The sequence below is a fragment of the Thalassoroseus sp. genome, assembly GCF_984380535.1.
Genome location: NZ_CFHRBF010000005.1, coordinates 1 through 18,679, shown reverse-complemented (window position 1 = coordinate 18,679; position 18,679 = coordinate 1). Strand labels below are relative to the sequence as shown.

At 54.9% G+C, this 18,679-nt stretch carries 15 protein-coding genes; 8 read left to right on the top strand and 7 right to left on the bottom strand.

Annotated features, from left to right (window positions below; all coding sequences use genetic code 11):
* Positions 1-20: 20 nt before the first annotated feature.
* The 3 genes from hflK to AC5DDB_RS07855 form a co-directional block, all read right to left on the bottom strand.
* Complete coding sequence (hflK, locus tag AC5DDB_RS07865) at positions 21-986, bottom strand: protease modulator HflK (protein ID WP_491739154.1); 966 nt, start codon at positions 984-986, stop codon at positions 21-23.
* Positions 983-2,011, bottom strand: coding sequence for a protease modulator HflC (hflC, locus tag AC5DDB_RS07860; RefSeq protein ID WP_491739153.1), 1,029 nt, complete (start codon positions 2,009-2,011; stop codon positions 983-985). Before hflC ends, hflK begins: the two co-directional genes overlap by 4 nt.
* Positions 2,012-2,186: 175 nt before the next feature.
* Positions 2,187-2,624: a hypothetical protein gene (locus tag AC5DDB_RS07855; protein ID WP_491739152.1), complete on the bottom strand. Its 438-nt coding sequence runs from the start codon at positions 2,622-2,624 to the stop codon at positions 2,187-2,189.
* A gap of 519 nt (positions 2,625-3,143) precedes the next feature.
* On the opposite strand from AC5DDB_RS07855, the gene AC5DDB_RS07850 reads away from it, so the two are divergent.
* A complete protein-coding gene (locus tag AC5DDB_RS07850) occupies positions 3,144-4,331 on the top strand; it encodes a 3-dehydroquinate synthase (protein WP_491739151.1) in 1,188 nt (395 codons plus the stop codon).
* A 162-nt stretch (positions 4,332-4,493) separates the two neighbouring features.
* Here the strand turns inward: AC5DDB_RS07850 and csrA are convergent, their stop codons facing one another.
* The 4 genes from csrA to AC5DDB_RS07830 form a co-directional block, all read right to left on the bottom strand.
* Entirely contained in the window at positions 4,494-4,697 is a 204-nt protein-coding gene (csrA, locus tag AC5DDB_RS07845) for a carbon storage regulator CsrA (protein WP_491739428.1), read from the bottom strand.
* Between the two features lie 203 nt (positions 4,698-4,900).
* Positions 4,901-5,905 carry an ATP-grasp domain-containing protein gene (locus tag AC5DDB_RS07840; protein ID WP_491739150.1) on the bottom strand — a complete coding sequence of 335 codons (1,005 nt, stop codon included), beginning with the start codon at positions 5,903-5,905 and terminating at the stop codon, positions 4,901-4,903.
* A 3-nt stretch (positions 5,906-5,908) separates the two neighbouring features.
* On the bottom strand, positions 5,909-7,639 hold the full coding sequence (locus tag AC5DDB_RS07835; RefSeq protein WP_491739149.1) for an alpha-amylase family glycosyl hydrolase: 1,731 nt from the start codon (positions 7,637-7,639) through the stop codon (positions 5,909-5,911).
* On the bottom strand, positions 7,639-8,907 hold the full coding sequence (locus AC5DDB_RS07830) for a glycosyltransferase (RefSeq protein WP_491739148.1): 1,269 nt from the start codon (positions 8,905-8,907) through the stop codon (positions 7,639-7,641). The genes AC5DDB_RS07835 and AC5DDB_RS07830 overlap by 1 nt, the downstream gene beginning before the upstream one ends.
* 215 nt (positions 8,908-9,122) lie before the next feature.
* Here AC5DDB_RS07830 and AC5DDB_RS07825 point away from each other — a divergent pair, with 215 nt between their 5' ends.
* The 7 genes from AC5DDB_RS07825 to AC5DDB_RS07795 all read left to right on the top strand — a co-directional run bounded on the left by AC5DDB_RS07825 (position 9,123) and on the right by AC5DDB_RS07795 (position 18,498).
* Positions 9,123-10,013: an SMP-30/gluconolactonase/LRE family protein gene (locus AC5DDB_RS07825; protein ID WP_491739147.1), complete on the top strand. Its 891-nt coding sequence runs from the start codon at positions 9,123-9,125 to the stop codon at positions 10,011-10,013.
* A gap of 114 nt (positions 10,014-10,127) precedes the next feature.
* Positions 10,128-11,360 carry a molybdopterin molybdotransferase MoeA gene (locus tag AC5DDB_RS07820; protein WP_491739146.1) on the top strand — a complete coding sequence of 411 codons (1,233 nt, stop codon included), beginning with the start codon at positions 10,128-10,130 and terminating at the stop codon, positions 11,358-11,360.
* Between the two features lie 428 nt (positions 11,361-11,788).
* The gene (locus tag AC5DDB_RS07815) at positions 11,789-12,187 is read left to right on the top strand and encodes a thiol-disulfide oxidoreductase DCC family protein (protein WP_491739145.1); all 399 of its coding nucleotides are present in this window, start codon (positions 11,789-11,791) and stop codon (positions 12,185-12,187) included.
* A 149-nt stretch (positions 12,188-12,336) separates the two neighbouring features.
* The gene (gene lnt / locus AC5DDB_RS07810; protein ID WP_491739144.1) at positions 12,337-14,244 is read left to right on the top strand and encodes an apolipoprotein N-acyltransferase; all 1,908 of its coding nucleotides are present in this window, start codon (positions 12,337-12,339) and stop codon (positions 14,242-14,244) included.
* A gap of 166 nt (positions 14,245-14,410) precedes the next feature.
* Positions 14,411-15,544, top strand: a complete 1,134-nt coding sequence (locus AC5DDB_RS07805) for a hypothetical protein (RefSeq protein WP_491739143.1) — start codon at positions 14,411-14,413, stop codon at positions 15,542-15,544.
* 293 nt (positions 15,545-15,837) lie between these two features.
* Entirely contained in the window at positions 15,838-16,965 is a 1,128-nt protein-coding gene (locus tag AC5DDB_RS07800) for a redoxin domain-containing protein (protein ID WP_491739142.1), read from the top strand.
* A 432-nt stretch (positions 16,966-17,397) separates the two neighbouring features.
* On the top strand, positions 17,398-18,498 hold the full coding sequence (locus AC5DDB_RS07795) for a DUF5658 family protein (RefSeq protein WP_491739141.1): 1,101 nt from the start codon (positions 17,398-17,400) through the stop codon (positions 18,496-18,498).
* The last annotated feature ends 181 nt before the right edge of the window (positions 18,499-18,679 follow it).

Genomic DNA, 18,679 nt, shown 5'->3' with positions numbered 1-18,679 from the left:
CAGGGAACGCTAGACAGGGGTCAGAAAGAACTGTTTCCTGACTCCTGATTCCTGGCTCTTGGTAACAGGTTCAGATCGACGGGTTGTCCGGTGTCGAGGATGACTTGGCCACGGAGTTGGCTGAATACATCCGCGACGGTTTCCCAGTACAACCGTTGTAGTGTCATCTGTCGATCTTCGTCGGCCACCACATCGATGATGTGCCGGAACCGGGCGGCTGTTCCCTCTGCTTCCGCGAGCCGACGATCACGGTCTTGCAATGCGAGGTTTCGCAATTCCAGCGCTTCGGCTTTCGCCTGTTCCGTGCGTTGTTCCGCGGCCGTTTGAGCCGCTTGAACATAGCGATCACGGTCGGCCCGGGCATTGACGACATCCAAGAAGGACGCCTGCACCGCCAGCGGCGGAGCCACATCGGTCAGCGTCACATCATCGACATCCAAACCGATGCCCGCATCGTCGACGGCAATGCGAACGGCTTGTGTGAGGCGGTCTTGCAAATCGGACAGACCAAGCGGATACACGAAGTCGACATTGCTGGTCGAAAATTGGTCCGTCGCCGCCGTTGTGACAAGTCGCTCTAATTGGCCGACCGGATCAACCGCAGCGAACAGGAACTGGTCCGCGTGTTCGGCAGAGACACGGTATTGCACGGCTAGTTGCACTTCGAGAATGTTCTTGTCGCCGGTAAGGTATTGATCGCCGCTCTGCTGCATCATCGGCAACACGAGTTGATCGCCAATGTCGGACGTTCGCAGGGCCGCACCGATTGTCAGTGATCTCACCTGTTGCACGTTCACACGTTGAACTTGCGCGATCGGCCAGGGCCAATCGTAGTGAATTCCGCTCGGCCATAATGCAACCTGACCCGCCTCATTCCGTACAACGCGACCACAACGCGTGACGACGGCCACCTGATTCGCGGAGACAAGAAACACCCCTGTCGCCAGCCAGCCGAGAATTCCGATTGTGACCAACCACTTCTTCACGGCTCGACGGACTCCCGCGTGCTGGTGTCCGGTTTGTTCGCGTGAGGAGGCAGTCCATCGGTCAACAAACGGAACAATTCGGACGAAGTTGAGAGAACCAACGTCGACTTCGGGGAGAGAATTTTGCGGTAGGAATCCAGGGTACGGAGCACGCGGTAGAACTCTTCGTCTTGGGCGTGGGCCGCGTTGAGCAATGCAAGTGCGGCCGCCTCACCGGCTCCGCGGATACGCTCGGCGTCGGCTTGGGCTTTGCCGAGAATGGCGGCGGCTTGCAGGTCGGCTCGGCTGCGAATCTTCTGTGCTTCCGCCTCCCCTTCGCTACGATATCGACTGGCGATTTTCTGACGTTCGCTTTGCATCCGCGCGAATACGGCGCGGCGATTGCCTTCGGGGAAGTTCAGCCGTTTGATGCCGAAGTCTAGAATCTCGACACCGAACCGTTGGGCCAAATCGTTCTCTTCGTGAGGTTGTTGGCGAAGTTCCGCGAGCACGGACTGATTCAACTTAGCCAGCGCTGATTGTTGGGACGCGGTATCAGTTGAGTTTACGATCTCAGAGAGTTCGGTTTGGCCGATCTGATTGGCCAAGATCGACCGCAACCGCGTTGCCAACCGAGTCGTGGCGAAGTCGAGTTGGCCAAAGGCGTGATAAAACCGCACGCTGGGACGGTTGGCAAAATCTTCGGGCGAATCTGCGGTGGGGTCGGCAATTCGCCAGCTGACCCACGCATCGAGAACGATGTTTTTCCGATCGCGTGTGAGCAATTCTCGACCGGCGGGGTCAAGAAGTTGGATTCGCTGGTCGAATCGGTGAGTGAGTTCAATCGGCCAAGGCCATTTCCATTGCAATCCTCGATCCGTCGGCGTGTCGTAGACGGCAACCAATCTCCCGAACCGTTCGATCAAGACGACTTCGGTTTCTTGCACGAACAAGACTGCGGTCGTCAGCCAACCCAAGACGACCAAAACCGCCCCGCCGATGAGGAGCGATCGAAGTCGGCGACGATGAGGTGGGGCATCAGACATGACCGACGCGGCTTTCACGAACTCGGACAATACGGGAAAGCCCCATCGTACTCAAACTGCAACGGATTTGTCAGCCGTACGGTCCGCCATGCGGACCGTAAACCGTTTGCATTAGTCCGCACAGCGGACCCTACATTTACCGGACGGATCAAGTTGTCATCCGCAAGGAATAAAATTAATCGCCGCCACCGAAGTCGACGGTGAACGCCTGCTGAAAGATACGACGTTCGTGGCGATGATGCGCGGTGAAGGCGTGCATCCAATCTCGTAGACTGACTTGCACTTGTGCCGCCACGAGCGTGTAGCGTTCGGGGTTCCCGATGCCGGCACGGAGTTCCTTCAACTTTTGGAACAATGCCACTTTCTCGCGTCGCAGGTGTTCCACTTGCGGCTCCCAATTCGGATTTTCCTCCAGCACTTCGCTGAGGTAACCCTCGCGGGATTGGACGGCGATTTCGTCCGGGAGTGTCTTCAAGAGTGCGTCGATCACGGCGGTGAGCCAACGTCCTGTTTGCTCGTCGGGAGTGTCCTCGAGCAGATCCCGCAAGTCGCCAAGCAAGATGTACTCTAGTGTCAACGAGTTGTGCAAACTCGGAGGGAGAGTGGAATCCATGAATCTTCTCCTTTCGCAGGACGTTTCGCAATGAGTGTGTGGCTCAACCACCCGAAATTGACAGTTTTCTGAAATCTGTCTGGACACCGGTTAGTGTGTTCATCGGTCATTCACCAAACTGTTTGTTAAGGTTGTTGACGGCACAACGTCTCGCATTGCGACGAGTGAATCCAAACCTGTAATGGCCCGTAGAGACCGTTCCGACTCACCCGCAAATTTTGATTGGATTAGGCGGTATCCAATCGAAGACATGAGATCGGAATTGGTGAAGTCCCGTGAAATTGGGTTGATGCACGAATTCCGATTTGTGAAGTCACTCTACCGACCCCAAATGGAGATGTCAAAAAAATTTCCCGGACGCGACCGGTTCAGACGTGTTCGAATCAATTTCAACCATTGCGTTGCCGACGCTCGCAGGCGTGTTAAACTGGTAGTAACCGACCAGTTCCGCCCACACGCGATTTTGTGGTCCCGCCTGAAATCAATATCAGTAGCAATTCCAAAATAGATGGATGGAGTATGGCTGTTTCGCCCGATAGCGACTCAATCGACTGCGCGTTTCAAGTTCCGTTTGTGCATCGTTTGCGGTTCACGAATGACGTCTTGGGATCCGATCGGGATGTGTTGGTCGACCTTCTGGAATCGTCCGGCGACAAACCCGCACGGGTTCAGTTTTGGTTGGACGAACACATTCTGAAAGCCCAGCCGGATTTGCGGGAACGTCTCACGGGGTTCGTGCAGGCGTACCCGGAGCGGTTGCAGTTAGCCGGGAATGTGCAAATCGTGCCGGGCGGTGAAGCGGTCAAGAATGACATTCACATCGTCGAGCGGATGCTGAAAGTGTTCAACGCTCACGATCTCGATCGTCGTAGCTATGTGGTGGTGATCGGCGGAGGTGCGGTGTTGGATGCGGTCGGTTTTGCTGCCGCGATTGCACACCGGGGAATTCGGCTGGTTCGGTTGCCAACGACCGTGCTTGCCCAGGACGATTCCGGCGTGGGCGTGAAGAACAGTGTGAACCTGTTCGACAAGAAGAACTGGGTTGGCACGTTCGCGGTTCCGTGGGGTGTGGTCAACGATGCTGCCCTGCTCACCACATTGCCAGATCGTGATTTTCGCTGCGGGTTCTCCGAAGCGGTCAAAGTTTCCCTGCTGAAAAGCCCGCAGGTCTTTAGTGATCTGTGTCGATTGGCTCCGAAGATTGCAAAACGCGACATGCAGGCGGCGATGCCGATCATCAAAGCGTCCGCGAAAATGCATCTCGATCACATCACCAAAGGTGGCGACCCGTTCGAGGCGCTGGAAGCTCGACCGTTGGATTTCGGTCACTGGTCGGCTCACAAGTTGGAAGTTTTGTCGAACTTCGAACTCCGACATGGAGAAGCGGTCGCGATCGGTGTGGCGGTCGATACCGTTTATTCATCCCTTCAACACGGGCTCCCGAAACGAGACGCCCAGCGTGTGTTGCGATGCTTGGACGCATTAGGGTTGTCGCTCGACCACCCTGCCCTACATGAACCGGTGGATTTGTTCGCTGGCTTGGAAGAATTCCGTCAACACCTCGGCGGTCGGTTGACGGTCACGATGTTGCGAGGCATCGGCGATGCAATCGACGTCCACGAGATCGACGAAGACGCCATGTGCGAAGCCATCGCCACCGTCGCCGAGTTCGTGCAGACACCGGGCGAGGAAGTCATGATGGGGTGATGATGTCTCAAATGGTGATGTGATTTTACGCCTCACCTCATCACACAAGACCTCATCACATCATCAAATTAGAAAGGCCGCCTGGAACCAACTTCCGGGCGGCCTTGTTTATAGAATCACAACACCACGTGTGTCGACGGGGGGAAGCCGACGGTTACGCGGTCAATCGGCTGAGTCGATTGGTGAAGGGACACCATTGGATTGTTCGCGTTTGATGGCCTCGTAGACCTCTTCGCGGTGGACCGTGACCTCCTTCGGGGCATCGATCCCTAAACGAACCTTGTCTCCACGAATCTCGATGACCATGACCTTGATTTGGTCACCGATGATAATTTTTTCGTCCTTCTTGCGGCTGAGTACTAGCATCGCCGATCCTTGCTTTTCGAGGGCCAAAGTAAACTGCATCCAAAGTTCAACTTACAACACGAATGGAAGGCCGGTCGCAGCGATTTGTGTTTTTTCGGCATCATCTCCCCGCCTCAACTCCGGTCGTGCGGGCGGCAACGGTCGTGGCTATCGTGACCATTTGCCGGGAAGAGCCGAATCGAAACCGAAATGCGGCGTCCCGATCACTGCTCGCTCGGAGCAAATCGCACGGGTTTCATACGCCAGATGATTGGCGGAAGTTCCGTCGTTGCGAGCAATCGGTCGGCAAGGTTCTCAGCCGTCAGCTGACGGTATCCGAGATAAGACGTCGTCAATCGCGGATTGATTTCGATGATCGTCACATCATCATCACTCAAGATGAAATCGATGCCGAAGTAGCCGGTCAGTCCAGGAATTGCGATGAGGACACGCTTGACCAACTCGGCAATGTCGTTCTGTCGTTGTTCCACATTCGTCGTGGAAACTTCTCCGCCGGTGTAGGCGAAGTCGTTGGTCAGTTCTTGAGTCGCGACGGGAAATACATTTAGCGAACCCGCGCGGGAAACAATCGCCGCCACCGACATCGCGCGACCATTCACATAGGGTTGTACTAACTCCGGCGGGCAAAACTCTTCGTTCGCTCGCGTGTCGAGCATGTCTCGCCATTCGCGTTTTGAGTGGATTCGCCGCACATTGACCGACCCGGCCCCGTCAAGCGGTTTGACCACCACTGGCCATGACCACGGCGGTAAGTTGTCGGCGTCAATCGGAGTCGTCGGAACAACTGACACGCCATGCGAGTCGAGGATTCGTGCCGTTTGTAGTTTATCCGCACAAACTTCGATCGCTTCCGCTTCACAGCCCAACCAGTGTCCGCCGACTTCCGCCACCCATCGGGAGCGTTCGAGCAAACATGCGTTGAACTCCGGCGCGATGACGAATGTCTCATCGGATGTTTGTGCAGCTTCGAAGAACGACTCGCGTTCTCTCGCGACGGAATCGACGACACGCACCGTAACATTCGCCGGTACGTGCGGGGGTGGCAAGCGATCGTCCCAAGTCGTCACCACTTCCACGCCGTCTAACTGAGCGAAGTCGGTGACGATCGCCGCGTGCATCGCGCGACCTTCGTTCAGCAACGACGCCGGCAAGTCCGGTTCATCATGCATCGCCCCACAGGTCAGGTATTCCGAAACGAAGACTTGCATGCGTCAACCGCTTCGATTCGCCAACCAAACAACGCTGTACGGCGGGAGCGTGATCGATGAAGGATCGAATTCGGTTTCAAATTGGATCAAGTCAATCGTCAACGGTTGATTGGTCATCGAGGTGGTGTCGACTTGAACGTCATCGGCGGAGAGATTCACCAACACCAAAATGACTTGCCCATCGTCGCTTTCCCGTACGAAGCCGACTAACGCGGGGTTCTCGAATTGCAGAATCGTTTGAGCGGCGTCGGGATGGAAAGCGGGTTGCCGACGGCGAACGGCGAGCATGCTGCGGTATTCTTCCGCGATGATTTGCTGCGGTGAACCATTTGTCGAGACGATGGCATCGAGTTCTTCGCGTTGATACTTCCGCCGATTGATCGTCCGAGCACGACCAGTTTCCGCCATGCCTTCCAGATCGTTCGGGCCACCGAACAGGCTTTGGAAATAGATGCCGGGAATGCCCCGGAGCGCGATCATCACCGCTTGCGATGACAGAAACCGCCGGGCGTGCAACGCGGGCGAGAGAGAACCATCGGGTTCGCCAAGCGCGGAAAACCAGGTGATATTGAGTTCGTACGGGCTATCGGTGCCATCCGCGTTGCGTTTGGTGCTGACACGTCCGCCACGTGCTTTCACCGCTTCGACGAGTTCGCCGATCCGCGATGTCGGCAACAAACCTTCGGCCGGTCGCACGCCGATGCCATCGTGAGACGCGGTAAAGTTGAAGTAGGTGGTGCCTGCGTCTGTCTCTTCGAGATTCGTCAGCCACTCGGTCAACGGTTTGCCATCGCCGGTGAGAAACGCATCGAGCAGCAGCGGTGCGAGACTGAATTGGTACACCATCTGGGCTTCATCGCCATCGCCGAAGTAACTCACATTCTCGCGATGCGGGACGTTGGTTTCCGTCAGCAGAATCGTGCCGGGAGCGCACTCATCAAGCAAGTCCCGCATGAGTTTGACGACTTCATGCGTCTGCGGCAAATGGATGCACGTTGTGCCGAGTTCCTTCCACAAATACGCAATCGCATCGAGTCGAATGATGCGTGCTCCACGGGCGGCGTACAGAAGGAGCACATCGAGCATTTCGATCAGCACCCGCACGCTGCGGAAGTTCAAATCGATTTGGTCGTCGCTGAACGTCGTCCACAAATGACGTGGACCGTTCGCGGTTTCAAACGGGGAAAGCAAAGGCAGACTCCGCGGTCGTACAACCTGTGCCAATCGCGGGTCGGTTGGGTCGGCTTCGATGAAGTACTCCGTGTAAGGTTCCTCACCCGCGAGGTACTTCTGGAAATAATCGCTCTTGGCCGAACAGTGATTCAGCACAAGATCGAACATCAAATCGAAATCTTCGCCCAGACGCTCGACGTCATCCCAATCGCCGATGATGTCGTCGATGGCTCGGTAATCGATGACGGAAAACCCATCGTCCGAGGAGTACGGACAGAATGGGAGAATGTGAACGCCACCGAGGGCGTCCTTGTAACCGTGATCGAGTAACCACTGTTGTTGGGCAGCCAATGCCGACCCGCTTTCCCCACGCACTTGGTCTCCGTAGGTGATGAGCACGGCATCGCGTTCGTCCCAAAGCTGGTCACGACCTTGGCCGAGTGGTAAGGGGTAGTCGTTTGCCAGGTCGTCGATGAGGGACAGAACCTCATCGGCACAGCCTGGATAGAGTTTTTCCAATCGCGGCAACGCTCGGCGGCGAAAATTTTCGGAGAGTGCCATTACAAATCATCCTGCCCGGTGTAGTTGCAAACGATGGCGCGAAGTTTGCGTCGGAGCACTGCGTAACTGAAGAAGCGGGTGGCGAGCTCGTAATTCGTTTCCACCATTTCTGCCCGATAAACGTCGTCTTCGATCACTCGGCGAACCTGGGCGGCAACGCTTTTGGTGAGGAACCCTTCCATCGTGATGACGCGAAAACCCTTCGGTTCGATGTCGCTACGGAAGATCGAATACCGATTCACCAGCACCGGCTTTTTGAAATAAAACGCTTCCAACAATGCGTTGCCGAAGCCTTCGTACAAACTCGGATAGGTGACGAAATCGGCGTGGGGATAGGTGTCCCACAGCGAATAAATCTTGTGGCCGTCTTTGCTGGAGTGTCGAGTTTCGCCGACGCGGGTATCGACGAACCGCAAGTCCACACCGGCAGCGTTCGCCATCTCAACGAGGGCTTGCTGATATTCGAAACCTTCGTCGCCGGACGAGTGCGTAATGACCAACTTGAATCGCGGGTCTTTCAACTGCGCTAGCAAATCGATCGAGTGCTCGATCCCCTTTCGAGGCACAACGCGGGTCGGTTGCAGCACGAGAATGTCGTCTGGGGTAAGACCGATTTCCTCGCGGAAGTCGGCGGCGTATTGGTCTTGCGGTTCGGGCGGCGTTTCGAAGTCCAGCACGTTCGGCACCAGAATCGACGAACAACCCGTGCGGTGGGCCAAGTCGAGTTGGGCGGGTGTGTTGATCGTCACGTGGTGGATGTTCGGCAGACGCGGCGGAAAGGCCATTTCCAGGTAATCACCAACCGCGTTGACGGCGAACCGGTCACGTTCCCAGTAGAAATCGTGATGGTGGGCGATCGTCGGGAATTCCGTCTCCGCGATGAACTGCGTCAATGCGACACCTAGCGGAATGTTCATCGGAATGCACAAGGCATTCTGCACGATCAGAATGTCGATTTGGAACTTCTCGACAAACTGATAAATCGTGTCTTTGAGATACTCCGCGAGGGAGTTGATCTTCTTGGTGATCTCCGGGGATCGTCGCATCCCGCCGAAAACGGCATGGTTGATACGTTGGATTTCTGGGTGCCCGAAGTACGCCTCGGGGACTTCCATCGAGAAGTCGGGGTCGCGGTCGAGTTGGCCGGCGTACCAATAACTGACATGCCGATGATCCCACAGCACCTGTGCCCATTTGGCACTCTCGAGCGAAACACCATCGGTGCCCGCGAATCGGGTGGAGACAAAACCAATTTTTTGCGAACTCATCGCGGTCTGGCTTTCCTTTCCAAAGCGACGACAACACCCGACGAGACACAATCGAGGATGCGCGTGAAGGCAGAATAGCCCGCACCCCGCTCGCGCTCAAGCCGGTTCCAAGTGCGAATTCCGTAATCGGTTGTGGTTTTCGTGTAGGAACAATCTGCGGTATAACAGAAGGATGACGATTCAATGCCTCTACCGTTTTTGAGTGAGACCACATCATGTCATCGCTGCACCGTTTTTTACTCGTCGTATTTCTTGGGCTGTTGGGAACGCCGTTTCAATCCGACGCGGCTGAGCCAGGATTGATCGCCGAGGGTGCGACCGTGCAGAAACTTGCGGACGGTTTCCGTTTCACCGAAGGACCCACCGCGGATGCTGACGGAAATGTGTACTTCACCGACATTCCGAACTCGCGGATTCACAAGTGGTCTGTCGACGGAAAACTCAGCACGTTCCGCGAGAAAAGTGGACAGGCGAACGGTTTGTTTTTCGATGGCAAGCAGAGTCTGGTAGTTTGCGAAGGCGGCAATCGTCAGCTCACGAAGATCACACTCGACGAAAAGAAAACGGTGACGGTTCTCGCCGACTCTTACAATGGCAAGAAGCTCAACAGCCCGAACGATCTGTGGATCGATCCGACCGGGGGGATTTATTTTACCGATCCTCGATACGGCAACGAAGATGGCTTAGAGCAAGACGGCTTTCACGTTTACTACCTGCCCGCTGGTGGCGGCGAGTTGCAACGTGTGATCGACGATCTTGTCAAACCCAACGGCATCATCGGCACCGCTGACGGAAAAACCCTGTACGTGGCCGACGCGGGCGGTGGGAAAATCTACGCCTACACGATTCAAAAGCCGGGCGTCCTGATCAAGCGGAAGAAACTCATTGACAGCGGTTCCGACGGCATGACGCTCGACGAGAAAGGCAATATCTACCTGACTCGCGGGCAAGTCCACGTCTACAAACCCAACGGCGAAAAGCTGACCACTATCGAAGTGCCCGAAGGACCAGCCAACGTCACCTTTGGCGGCAAGGACAATAAAACCTTATTTATCACCGCTCGCACTGGTTTTTACTCCCTACAAATGAATGTCGCCGGACAATAAATCCGGGGTGTCACGGCTCTGCGAGACGTGTTTTCCAAATCATACCGCTTTGCACGGTTCACAAAGCCGTCGCACACTGGTTTTCCCATCCTTATTGATTGAATTCGTTCTGAAATGTTGACCGTCCACGCTGCTTTGAATGCGATTCTGGAATACGTCCAGGCGTTTCCGCCGACTGCGTGTGCATTGGGCGATTCCCTCGGGTTGACGTTGGCTGAGGAGATCATCAGCGGGACGGATTCGCCACCGTTCGACAAAGCTCTCATGGACGGTTACGCGGTGATGTCGACGGATGTTCAATCCGGGGTTGCAATACTGAAGGTGATCGAAGAAGTCACCGCCGGCCGCACACCGACGAAGCCGATTACACCGGGAACCGCCACGCGAATCATGACCGGTGCGCCGATCCCCGATGGTGCGGATGTCGTTGTTCGCGTCGAGCACTCCGAATTCAATGCGGACGCCAATGAAGTCCGTCTAGAAACGACGGATCAAACACCGGGCACGAGTATCCTGCGGCGTGGGGCGGCGATGAAATCCGGGGAGACGATTCTTCCGATCGGTCGTGTACTCGGACCGCAAGAAATCGGGGTGCTAGCAGAGTTGGGACACGCGCGGGTGTTAGTGCATCGACGACCCAAAGTTGCAGTGCTCGCCACTGGGGACGAGTTGGTGTCCATCGATGAAACCCCTGGACCGGGACAAATTCGCAACTCGAACGAAACCATGTTGTGTGCCCAACTGCGACGCGCCGGAGCCGACCCGGTGCCGTTGGGCATCGCTCGCGACAACCGTGAAGACTTGGCTGCCAAAATTCGCGAGGGTCTTCAAGCGGATATGCTGTTGCTTTCTGGCGGGGTCTCGGCGGGCAAATTGGATTTGGTGCCGTCCGAGTTGGCAGCCGCCGGCGTGCGGGAAGTCTTTCATAAGGTGCAGGTCAAACCCGGGAAACCGATTTGGTTCGGTGTTCACGGCGATGAGAAAATCGCGGTTAACTCTCGTCAACGTCCGCGGTTCGTATTCGGGTTGCCGGGAAATCCGGTCAGTAGTATGGTTTGCTTCGAACTGTTCGCCCGCACCGCGATTCGGCGACTGATGAACAACACACCTGCCGAACCGTCAACACTGACCGCCCGATTGACCGAAGACTTCCACCACACCGGAGACCGTCCAACGTACCACCCCGCGAAACTCAAACAAACTGCCGAAGGCCCGCGAATCACGCCACTCCCATGGCAAGGATCGGCAGACCTGCGAGCCACCGCCGATGCCACTGCCCTCGCGGTGTTTCCAGCGGGTGACAAGAGTTATCCCATTGGAAGCGTGATCGAATTTGTCCAACTCTGAACAGTGAACTGAACTATTGTGCCCATGTCAGATTGCAAGGGGCACAAACTATTACAAAGAAAGAAGTTGTGTGCCACTGCTAGCTTGCCTAGCAGTGCGAGTAACCAGCGGTCCGGGAGTCGCTAGAAACACTGCTGGACAAGCCAGCAGTGCAAGAAATTGCATCGAATTAGCGTCGTGGGTGGCATACCCACGGTTTTACGTGGGCATGATTAGACATTCAAACTCCGCTGGCCCATGCCCACCCCAAACGGTGGGCATGCCACCCAAGTATTAACCGTATTGAATGTTACGTAATATTGTCTCTAATACATGCAATTTCCTGCAGTGGCTCCCACTAACGCTGCAAATGCGGAACCGTACGTGACGTGCCAAGTCTTTCTGACATTTCTGAAGCGAGATGCGTTACGACGCATTCGATGATAGCCATGAGCGAACACCCGATCATCATTTTCGACGGCCAGTGCAACCTATGCGAATCGTCGGTGCAGTTCGTGATTCGGCACGACAAGGACGCGAAGTTCAAGTTTGCGTCGGCTCAATCGGAGGCGGGACAAGCGCTCCAAGAGCAATATGGTATTGACTCAATTCAAACGGGAACGATGATTCTCGTTCAAGACGGCAAAGCGTACACCAAAAGCGATGCCGCCTTGCGAATTGCCGGCGAACTCGACGGGCCGTGGAAAGCGATGAGCGTGTTCCGCATTGTCCCGCGATTTCTCCGCAACGGAATTTACGGAATCGTTGCCCGCAACCGGTACCGCTGGTTCGGCCACAAAGAAGAATGCATGATGCCTACCCCCGAACTGCGGGAGCGGTTTTTGTAATTCGTTTTTTGTTATTCGCGACCATTAGGGTGCCACGGCTCTATGAGCCGTGTCGAGCGATCACCACTGACAAATGCACGGCTCACAGAGCCGTGGCACACGGACGATACATCAAATCTGATTTCACTCGTGTCCAAGGACGGACGAATATGCCCACAACGACGACCCCCCAAGAACCGATGCCGTCCACTGTTTCTGATTCCACATCGACACCCGACGTACAACCAACTTCGTCCGCGAAACCCCGGAAGGGTGGCGAAATGACGGTCGAGGACATCATCGCCAACGCCCGGAAGGCCCCGGTTTTGGCGGGAAGTCGCGGAGCGTGGATTCTTTCCGCGATTACTGGCGTGTTGATGTGGGCGAGTTTTACGCCGTTGGATTGGGGATTCCTCGGCTGGTGGGCGTTGGTGCCGATGTGTCTGCTGGTGCGACTCCCCAAACCCACACGTTGGATGTACACAGCCACGTTGGGCTGCGGCTTCCTCAGTTCCTTGGCGATGCTGCAATGGATGCGGCTGGGTGACGTCATGATGTACCCAGCGTGGATTGCGTTGTCGTTTTATCTTGGTTTGTATCTCGCGATCTTTGTCGGTCTCTCGCGAACGGCGGTGCACAAGTTGCGTTTGCCGTTGACGCTTGCTGTTCCGCTTGTCTGGGTGGGGTTGGAGTTCTTCCGTGCTCGACTGTTGACCGGGTTCGCGTGGTATTACCTGGGTCACACGCAGTATCAGTTCATCGAACTGATTCAAATCAGCGACATCACCGGTGCTTATGGCGTGAGTTTCGTCGTCGCGATGGTCAGTGCGTGTGCGGCCGGTTTGGTTTCCGTCCAGTTATTCGCCAAACTCAAGATGTTGCCGCCGGGTGTGAGTGCGGAATCCCTCGCGGAACCAACGTGGAAACGCCAAGCGTTGTCGCTCGCTGCGACGCTTCTTGTCTTCGGTTTTGTATTGTCTTATGGAATCGTGCGGCGCTCCCAAGCGGAGTTCGTGGATGGACCACGAGTCGCGTTGATTCAAGGGAACTTCCCCGTCAGCGTGAAACATGACCCGAACGAGGGCGAACGCATCTACCGCATGCACGAATGGCTCACCGGTCGAGCCGTAAGTGTGGGCGAGCATCCCGACCTCATCGTGTGGCCGGAGACGATGTACCGCGTGCCGTTGTTGGAAGCCGACGTGAATGCGTCCGACGAACAACTTCGGTTAGCCTCTCCGTACATTCCGACCGAAGCCTGGCGAGAACGCCAAGTGCACGGGGCGTTGCAGGAACTGTCCGAGCGTTGCGGAGCCGGTTTGATCATCGGCATCGACACGTATGCGGTCGGTGAAAAGAACATGCAGCGATTCAACTCGGCGGCCTATGTGTTGCCCGAACGGGGTGTGGTGTCTCGGTACGACAAACTTCATCGCGTGCCATTTGGCGAATACTTCCCACTGCAAGACGTCTTCCCCGCCCTGCGAGCGTTCACGCCATACGGTTCCGGATTGGACGCCGGTGCCGCTGCGAAGGTGTTCCAACTTGGTTCCTATCGTCTCGCTCCGGTCATCTGTTACGAAGACACTGTCCCACAACTCGTGCGGGGCATCGTCAAGGGCACGATGGAATCATCTCCCGAGGGGAAGCCGGTCGATGTGCTTGTCAACTTGACGAACGATGGCTGGTTCAAAGGGTCTAGCGAACTCGATCAGCATCTGATTACCGCGAGCTTCCGAGCCGTCGAGTGTCGTACGCCAATGGTGCGAGCGGTCAACACCGGCATCTCCGCATTCATCGATGGTGATGGCGTCGTGCGGGAACCGGAAATCTTCTTCGACGGTGACGAACACGAAGTCACCACCAGCCGCGATCCTGAAACCGGTCGACTCAAGAAGTCCATCAACGCCATGATGGTCGCGCCGATCCCGCTCGATTCCCGTCAAAGTTTCTACGTCCAAACTGGTGACTGGTTCAGCGGCACTTGTGCAATCGCCGTCGTGGGCATCTTCGGCATCGGACTCTGGACCCGTCGCCGTCGCAAGAACACAGACGACGCCTTGGCAACAATGGCGTAATCACGATCAGCCTCAACAAGATCGAACCAGTCGTGTGCCACTGGCTCCGCCAGTGCAAATTAGGAACCACACGGCACTCGTGAATCAATGGCAACGCCGGTGGCACACGGCGATAGGAAGACACAAATGAGCATCGCAGTTTTAAGCCGCTAAAGGATTCGACTCAATGGCTGACAATAAGACGATTGTTTGTGTTCACAACTTTCGTGTTCCGTATTGCGAACGGCTCAATCGCGTACTCATGACGATGCCCTTCGCGTTAGCGTTTCTTTGTGTAGGCATCCCGGCGGACGCAGGTTCTTCATTAGAAGCCCCACCGAAGGCCGTTCCGGATGACATTGCTCGCGAAGTGCAACGAATGTCCGTCTTAAGCTATCAACTGGCAAGTACCGACCTGGATGCTGCATGCGAAGCACTTGAGGAATACATTGCGAAATTGCGATTGTCTCTTGGAGAAGGTCACTGGCTTGTGACCAGCGAGAGAGCCTATTTAACGGACTTGCAGCGGTTTCGTAATGCTGATCCTAGCACCCAAAAACAGGCCAAAGAAGCGTTTCAGGTTCACTTTTCGGCACTGCAAGCATTAGCGAGTCGCAAGTATGAAACGGCGCTCCAATTGTTCACAGAGCAGGCCATGCCGGTTTGGAGGGAGTTGTCGCCTGACGGTGTCTATTACGAGAATGCTGTGCATTTCTCGACGGTCTTACGGTATCACCTTCAGCAATTTGACACGGGCAAGTTGTGGGCCACTCAAGGGACACGTCTGGCGAAGGAACTTTACGGTGAAAACCATCTCTGCTACGCGCGGGCAATTCTCTTGGAAGGTGCTATCGATCTGAGCTTGAAAGACTATGAGGCTGCGGAATCTCGATTTCTTCAGGCCGCGGAGATCTTTTCGAAGAATTGCACGAAGAAGTACGCAATGTTTGGGATGCCATATGCCTTCTTGACAGTGTTGCATCTGCAGACTGGCGAAGCGGGAAAGGCCATTGTATTCGCTCAGCGAACGGTCGATGCCACTAACGTTCACAGTCTTCCTAATGACACGAATCCGACTGCTTTAAATTTTGGTGTCGTCGTTGCAGTGCTTGGGAACGCCCGATGGCATCGTGAAGCTCAGATAGTCTTAGAGTATCTTTTGGAGTTCGCTGATAGTCCCGTGCAGGGTTCCACGAACTCAGCATTAGCCAGCTATTATCAGCTTTCGGCCAACAATTTGAAGTTTCTGAACCGGCTCGAAGAATCGAGACTGGCTCAGCGACAGTCCAACAAATTCCGGGCGATGGTCGGAAAGCCATAATCTGGTTTTACTTCAAATTCTGTGATACTGGTTCCACTGATGGTATGCGAGATTCGGTGTCGTAAGTGACATTTCCCTGCGTTCTTCAGTGTTATCGATACTCTCGAAATCCAGCTGACGCTGCGATAATCTTGCCCACTGAGTGCATTCGGAGAGCTTGCGATTCTTCGGCGCTTCCTTCTACTTCCGGACGTTAGCAATAAGTTGTTGTGGTCAAATCTTGAGGCTTGACGTGCATGTGAATCGGTGTACTATGTCAGTGGTGCACCTCAGTCTCTTTACAGGGGATTCTCATGCGTTTCCATGTCATGTGTGTGTTGGCCCTGACGGTCGCGGCACCGCTTTCGGCGAACGAGCCAAGAGAGTTGACCATCGGCGACAAAGCCCCTGCCCTGCAGATTGAGCATTGGATTCACAACGACAACGAAGACGTGACGCCGGTCAAAAAGTTCGAAAACGGCAAGGTCTACATCATCGAATTCTGGGGAACTTGGTGCCCGCCTTGCATCGCCATGATGCCGCATTTGGCGGAGATCCAGTTGCACTATGGCTACGAGAAACTACGTCTCGTGAGTATCAGCACGGAGAAGCCGAAAGTTATTGAGGCGTTCCTCGAACAAACCGTCCCCGGTGCCGACAAAACCTACCGGCAGCTGACGAGTGTGTATTCCCTGGCAGCCGATCCTGAACAGAGTGTGTCTAGCCGGTATATCAACGCATCGAGCCAAATCGGTGTGCCGATTGCGTTCTTGATTGGGAAAACCGGTTTGATCGAATGGTCTGGAAATCCCAGCGCAATGTTTCGGCCACTGAAGCAAGTCATTGACGGCACGTGGGATCGCGACGAGTTCAAGCATCTCTTCCAACGAAGCCAGCAAGTGTTGGCCGAAATTCGGCGGTTGTCGATGTTGCGGCATAAACATCGAACGGAACCGGAGTTGGTCTTACATGAAGTCGAGAAAGCGATCGAGCGTTTTGCCAATCACGACGAGGAAATCATTCAAGTCTTCCACGCTCTACGAATCCGAGCCTTGATGGAATCGGGACGCGACGCCGATGCTGAAGCGGAGATTCGCAGATTGTTAAACGGAAGCCACGATCATCAGATTCTGACTGCAGCATCGATCCTAGTGCAATTGCCTTCGAACACTGCCATCGATGCAAAGTCACTCGCAGAATTGGCGATCTCGAAATTTGAATCGATCGAACTATCGGAAACTCTTCGCGATATGCCTGTTTCGATGCAACAAACTGCACAGACTCAAAAACAGTTGATGTTAGTTCGGCTACTAGTCTTAGCTGGTCAAGCCGATCAAGCAATCACAACAGCTAATCATGTCATGAAGAAATCCCCAGACGCACAGACGAAGCAAATGGTAGAAGCGGTCCTCAAGCAACTCCAGGCGAAACCAAGTAACTAACTGCAGAAGGCCGATGGGGTGTGATGCTTCGACGTCATGCCGTCTTGACATCGCGGACACTCTCGAAAGCTCGATTCGATAGTTTTACCCTCCTGGGAAAATTCGAGAAATTTTCGCTGGGTTCCGAGATCGACGAAAACCCTGCTGCGTGGTGCGGTGTTTAAGTTTGGGTCGATGGTCGTCTTTTTTCGTTCATCGACTGGGTCTAAGGCATGATGGCCTTACCCAGCGGCATCACTACTAGTACTGTTTGCAGTCGTTTCTGACTCGCTGTCGGGTCGGTTCCACGCTCGCGGTTTTCGCTGCGCGGTGTTGGTCCGGGCCAATCTGCCGTTATGTGTCAGCGGTTGGCAATTACTGATTCAAAGGTTAGTCATGAATTGTCGATGCAGGACTATCACGCGTCTTCTGCTGTGGAGTGCAGCACTGACGATGCCTTACGAACTCTGGGCGTTTCAACCGCCAACGACAAACACTGCGACCGATCTTTCCGATGTCGACCAAGACGCTGAGTCGAATGAGACTAACCAACGTCAACCTTGGCAGCGTGGTTCCTTTCGTCCAGATTCGTCGAGAGAACAGTGGCCGGCTCGGAAGCCAATCGAAAACGGTTGGGTTTTTCTGAACGGCAAATACCTGGCACCACCGTATACAATCGAGAGTACCGCCGACAATATGAGCATCAACGGGCATGTACTCCCTCAGGAGCTTTCCGAGCGATTCTCTGGGCGTCGCATGGGTTCCGGGTGGTTTGGTCGTGGTCGCGGAGAAATGCCAGGTTGGTCCAATCGTGCATTCTTCAACGACTACGGCTTGAGATCGTTTCTGAACGATTCAAATGGGATCCTTTTGACGTGGGAAGGGATGTCAACCGCGTTTCTCAGTGGGAATAAAGTGGGTTTGGAACTTCTCGAGATTTTGAGCGGACGGACCGAAGCTCCCCCGGCTGAATCTCCTTGGATTTTGCAAGTTCCCGAAAAATCACGCCCTGCGGTTCTCGCATTGATCAAAGAATTCAAAGCGACGGACGAGTTTAAAGACCGAGCAATTCCTGTCATCGAAGAAAGTCTCACCTTCGAAGCCGCAGCTATTCGGCAGATCGCTGCGGTTCGTAGATTGGAGAGTTGGAACTACTTCTTAAGTATCTTCGCGATGGTCTTGTGTGCCGGTGCGTTCGGGCATCTGATCAAATCGCATCCGTCGTTTAATTCCTCTCCGGAACCATCCACCGCGGTTCGGAATCAAATCTACATCTCACTTGGGCTAGCGGGTTTGTTCTCGCTTCATGATCTGATTTTGACTTTGTTGGCGATCGACGCCGGTGCCATGCGAGAGACCAACCCGATCGCCGCCGAGCTTGTTCACAACCCGATTCTGTTGGCTGCATACAAGATCGTGCTTACGTTATTTGCCCTCGGAGTGATGGCTGTATTCTGGAAGCAACGCATCGCCCAAACCGCTTCCTGGTGGACGTGTCTTGTCCTCACATTACTCACCGCACGCTGGCTCATCGTCGGCGCTCTCATGGCGTAGAGTGGTGAAGGTCACTGATCGGTTCCTCGCACTGGCGAAGCCATTGGCACCTAACTGTTGAAAATTCAATATGACAGTGCAGGAAATTGCATGTATTAAAGACAGTATTACGTAACATTCACTGCGGTTTATACTTGGGTGGCATGCCCACCGTTTGGGGTGGGCATGGGCCAGCGATGTT

Excerpts from the sequence above, each read along its gene's own strand:
- AC5DDB_RS07850 (WP_491739151.1), top strand. The coding sequence starts at position 3,144 with ATGGCTGTTTCGCCCGATAGCGACTCAATCGACTGCGCGTTTCAAGTT.
- AC5DDB_RS07835 (WP_491739149.1), bottom strand. The coding sequence starts at position 7,639 with ATGGCACTCTCCGAAAATTTTCGCCGCCGAGCGTTGCCGCGATTGGAA.
- AC5DDB_RS07800 (WP_491739142.1), top strand. The coding sequence starts at position 15,838 with ATGCGTTTCCATGTCATGTGTGTGTTGGCCCTGACGGTCGCGGCACCG.
- AC5DDB_RS07795 (WP_491739141.1), top strand. The coding sequence starts at position 17,398 with ATGCCTTACGAACTCTGGGCGTTTCAACCGCCAACGACAAACACTGCG.
- lnt (WP_491739144.1), top strand. The coding sequence starts at position 12,337 with ATGCCCACAACGACGACCCCCCAAGAACCGATGCCGTCCACTGTTTCT.
- AC5DDB_RS07815 (WP_491739145.1), top strand. The coding sequence starts at position 11,789 with ATGAGCGAACACCCGATCATCATTTTCGACGGCCAGTGCAACCTATGC.
- AC5DDB_RS07820 (WP_491739146.1), top strand. The coding sequence starts at position 10,128 with ATGTTGACCGTCCACGCTGCTTTGAATGCGATTCTGGAATACGTCCAG.
- AC5DDB_RS07830 (WP_491739148.1), bottom strand. The coding sequence starts at position 8,907 with ATGAGTTCGCAAAAAATTGGTTTTGTCTCCACCCGATTCGCGGGCACC.
- AC5DDB_RS07825 (WP_491739147.1), top strand. The coding sequence starts at position 9,123 with ATGTCATCGCTGCACCGTTTTTTACTCGTCGTATTTCTTGGGCTGTTG.
- hflC (WP_491739153.1), bottom strand. The coding sequence starts at position 2,011 with ATGTCTGATGCCCCACCTCATCGTCGCCGACTTCGATCGCTCCTCATC.
- AC5DDB_RS07855 (WP_491739152.1), bottom strand. The coding sequence starts at position 2,624 with ATGGATTCCACTCTCCCTCCGAGTTTGCACAACTCGTTGACACTAGAG.
- csrA (WP_491739428.1), bottom strand. The coding sequence starts at position 4,697 with ATGCTAGTACTCAGCCGCAAGAAGGACGAAAAAATTATCATCGGTGAC.
- AC5DDB_RS07840 (WP_491739150.1), bottom strand. The coding sequence starts at position 5,905 with ATGCAAGTCTTCGTTTCGGAATACCTGACCTGTGGGGCGATGCATGAT.
- AC5DDB_RS07805 (WP_491739143.1), top strand. The coding sequence starts at position 14,411 with ATGGCTGACAATAAGACGATTGTTTGTGTTCACAACTTTCGTGTTCCG.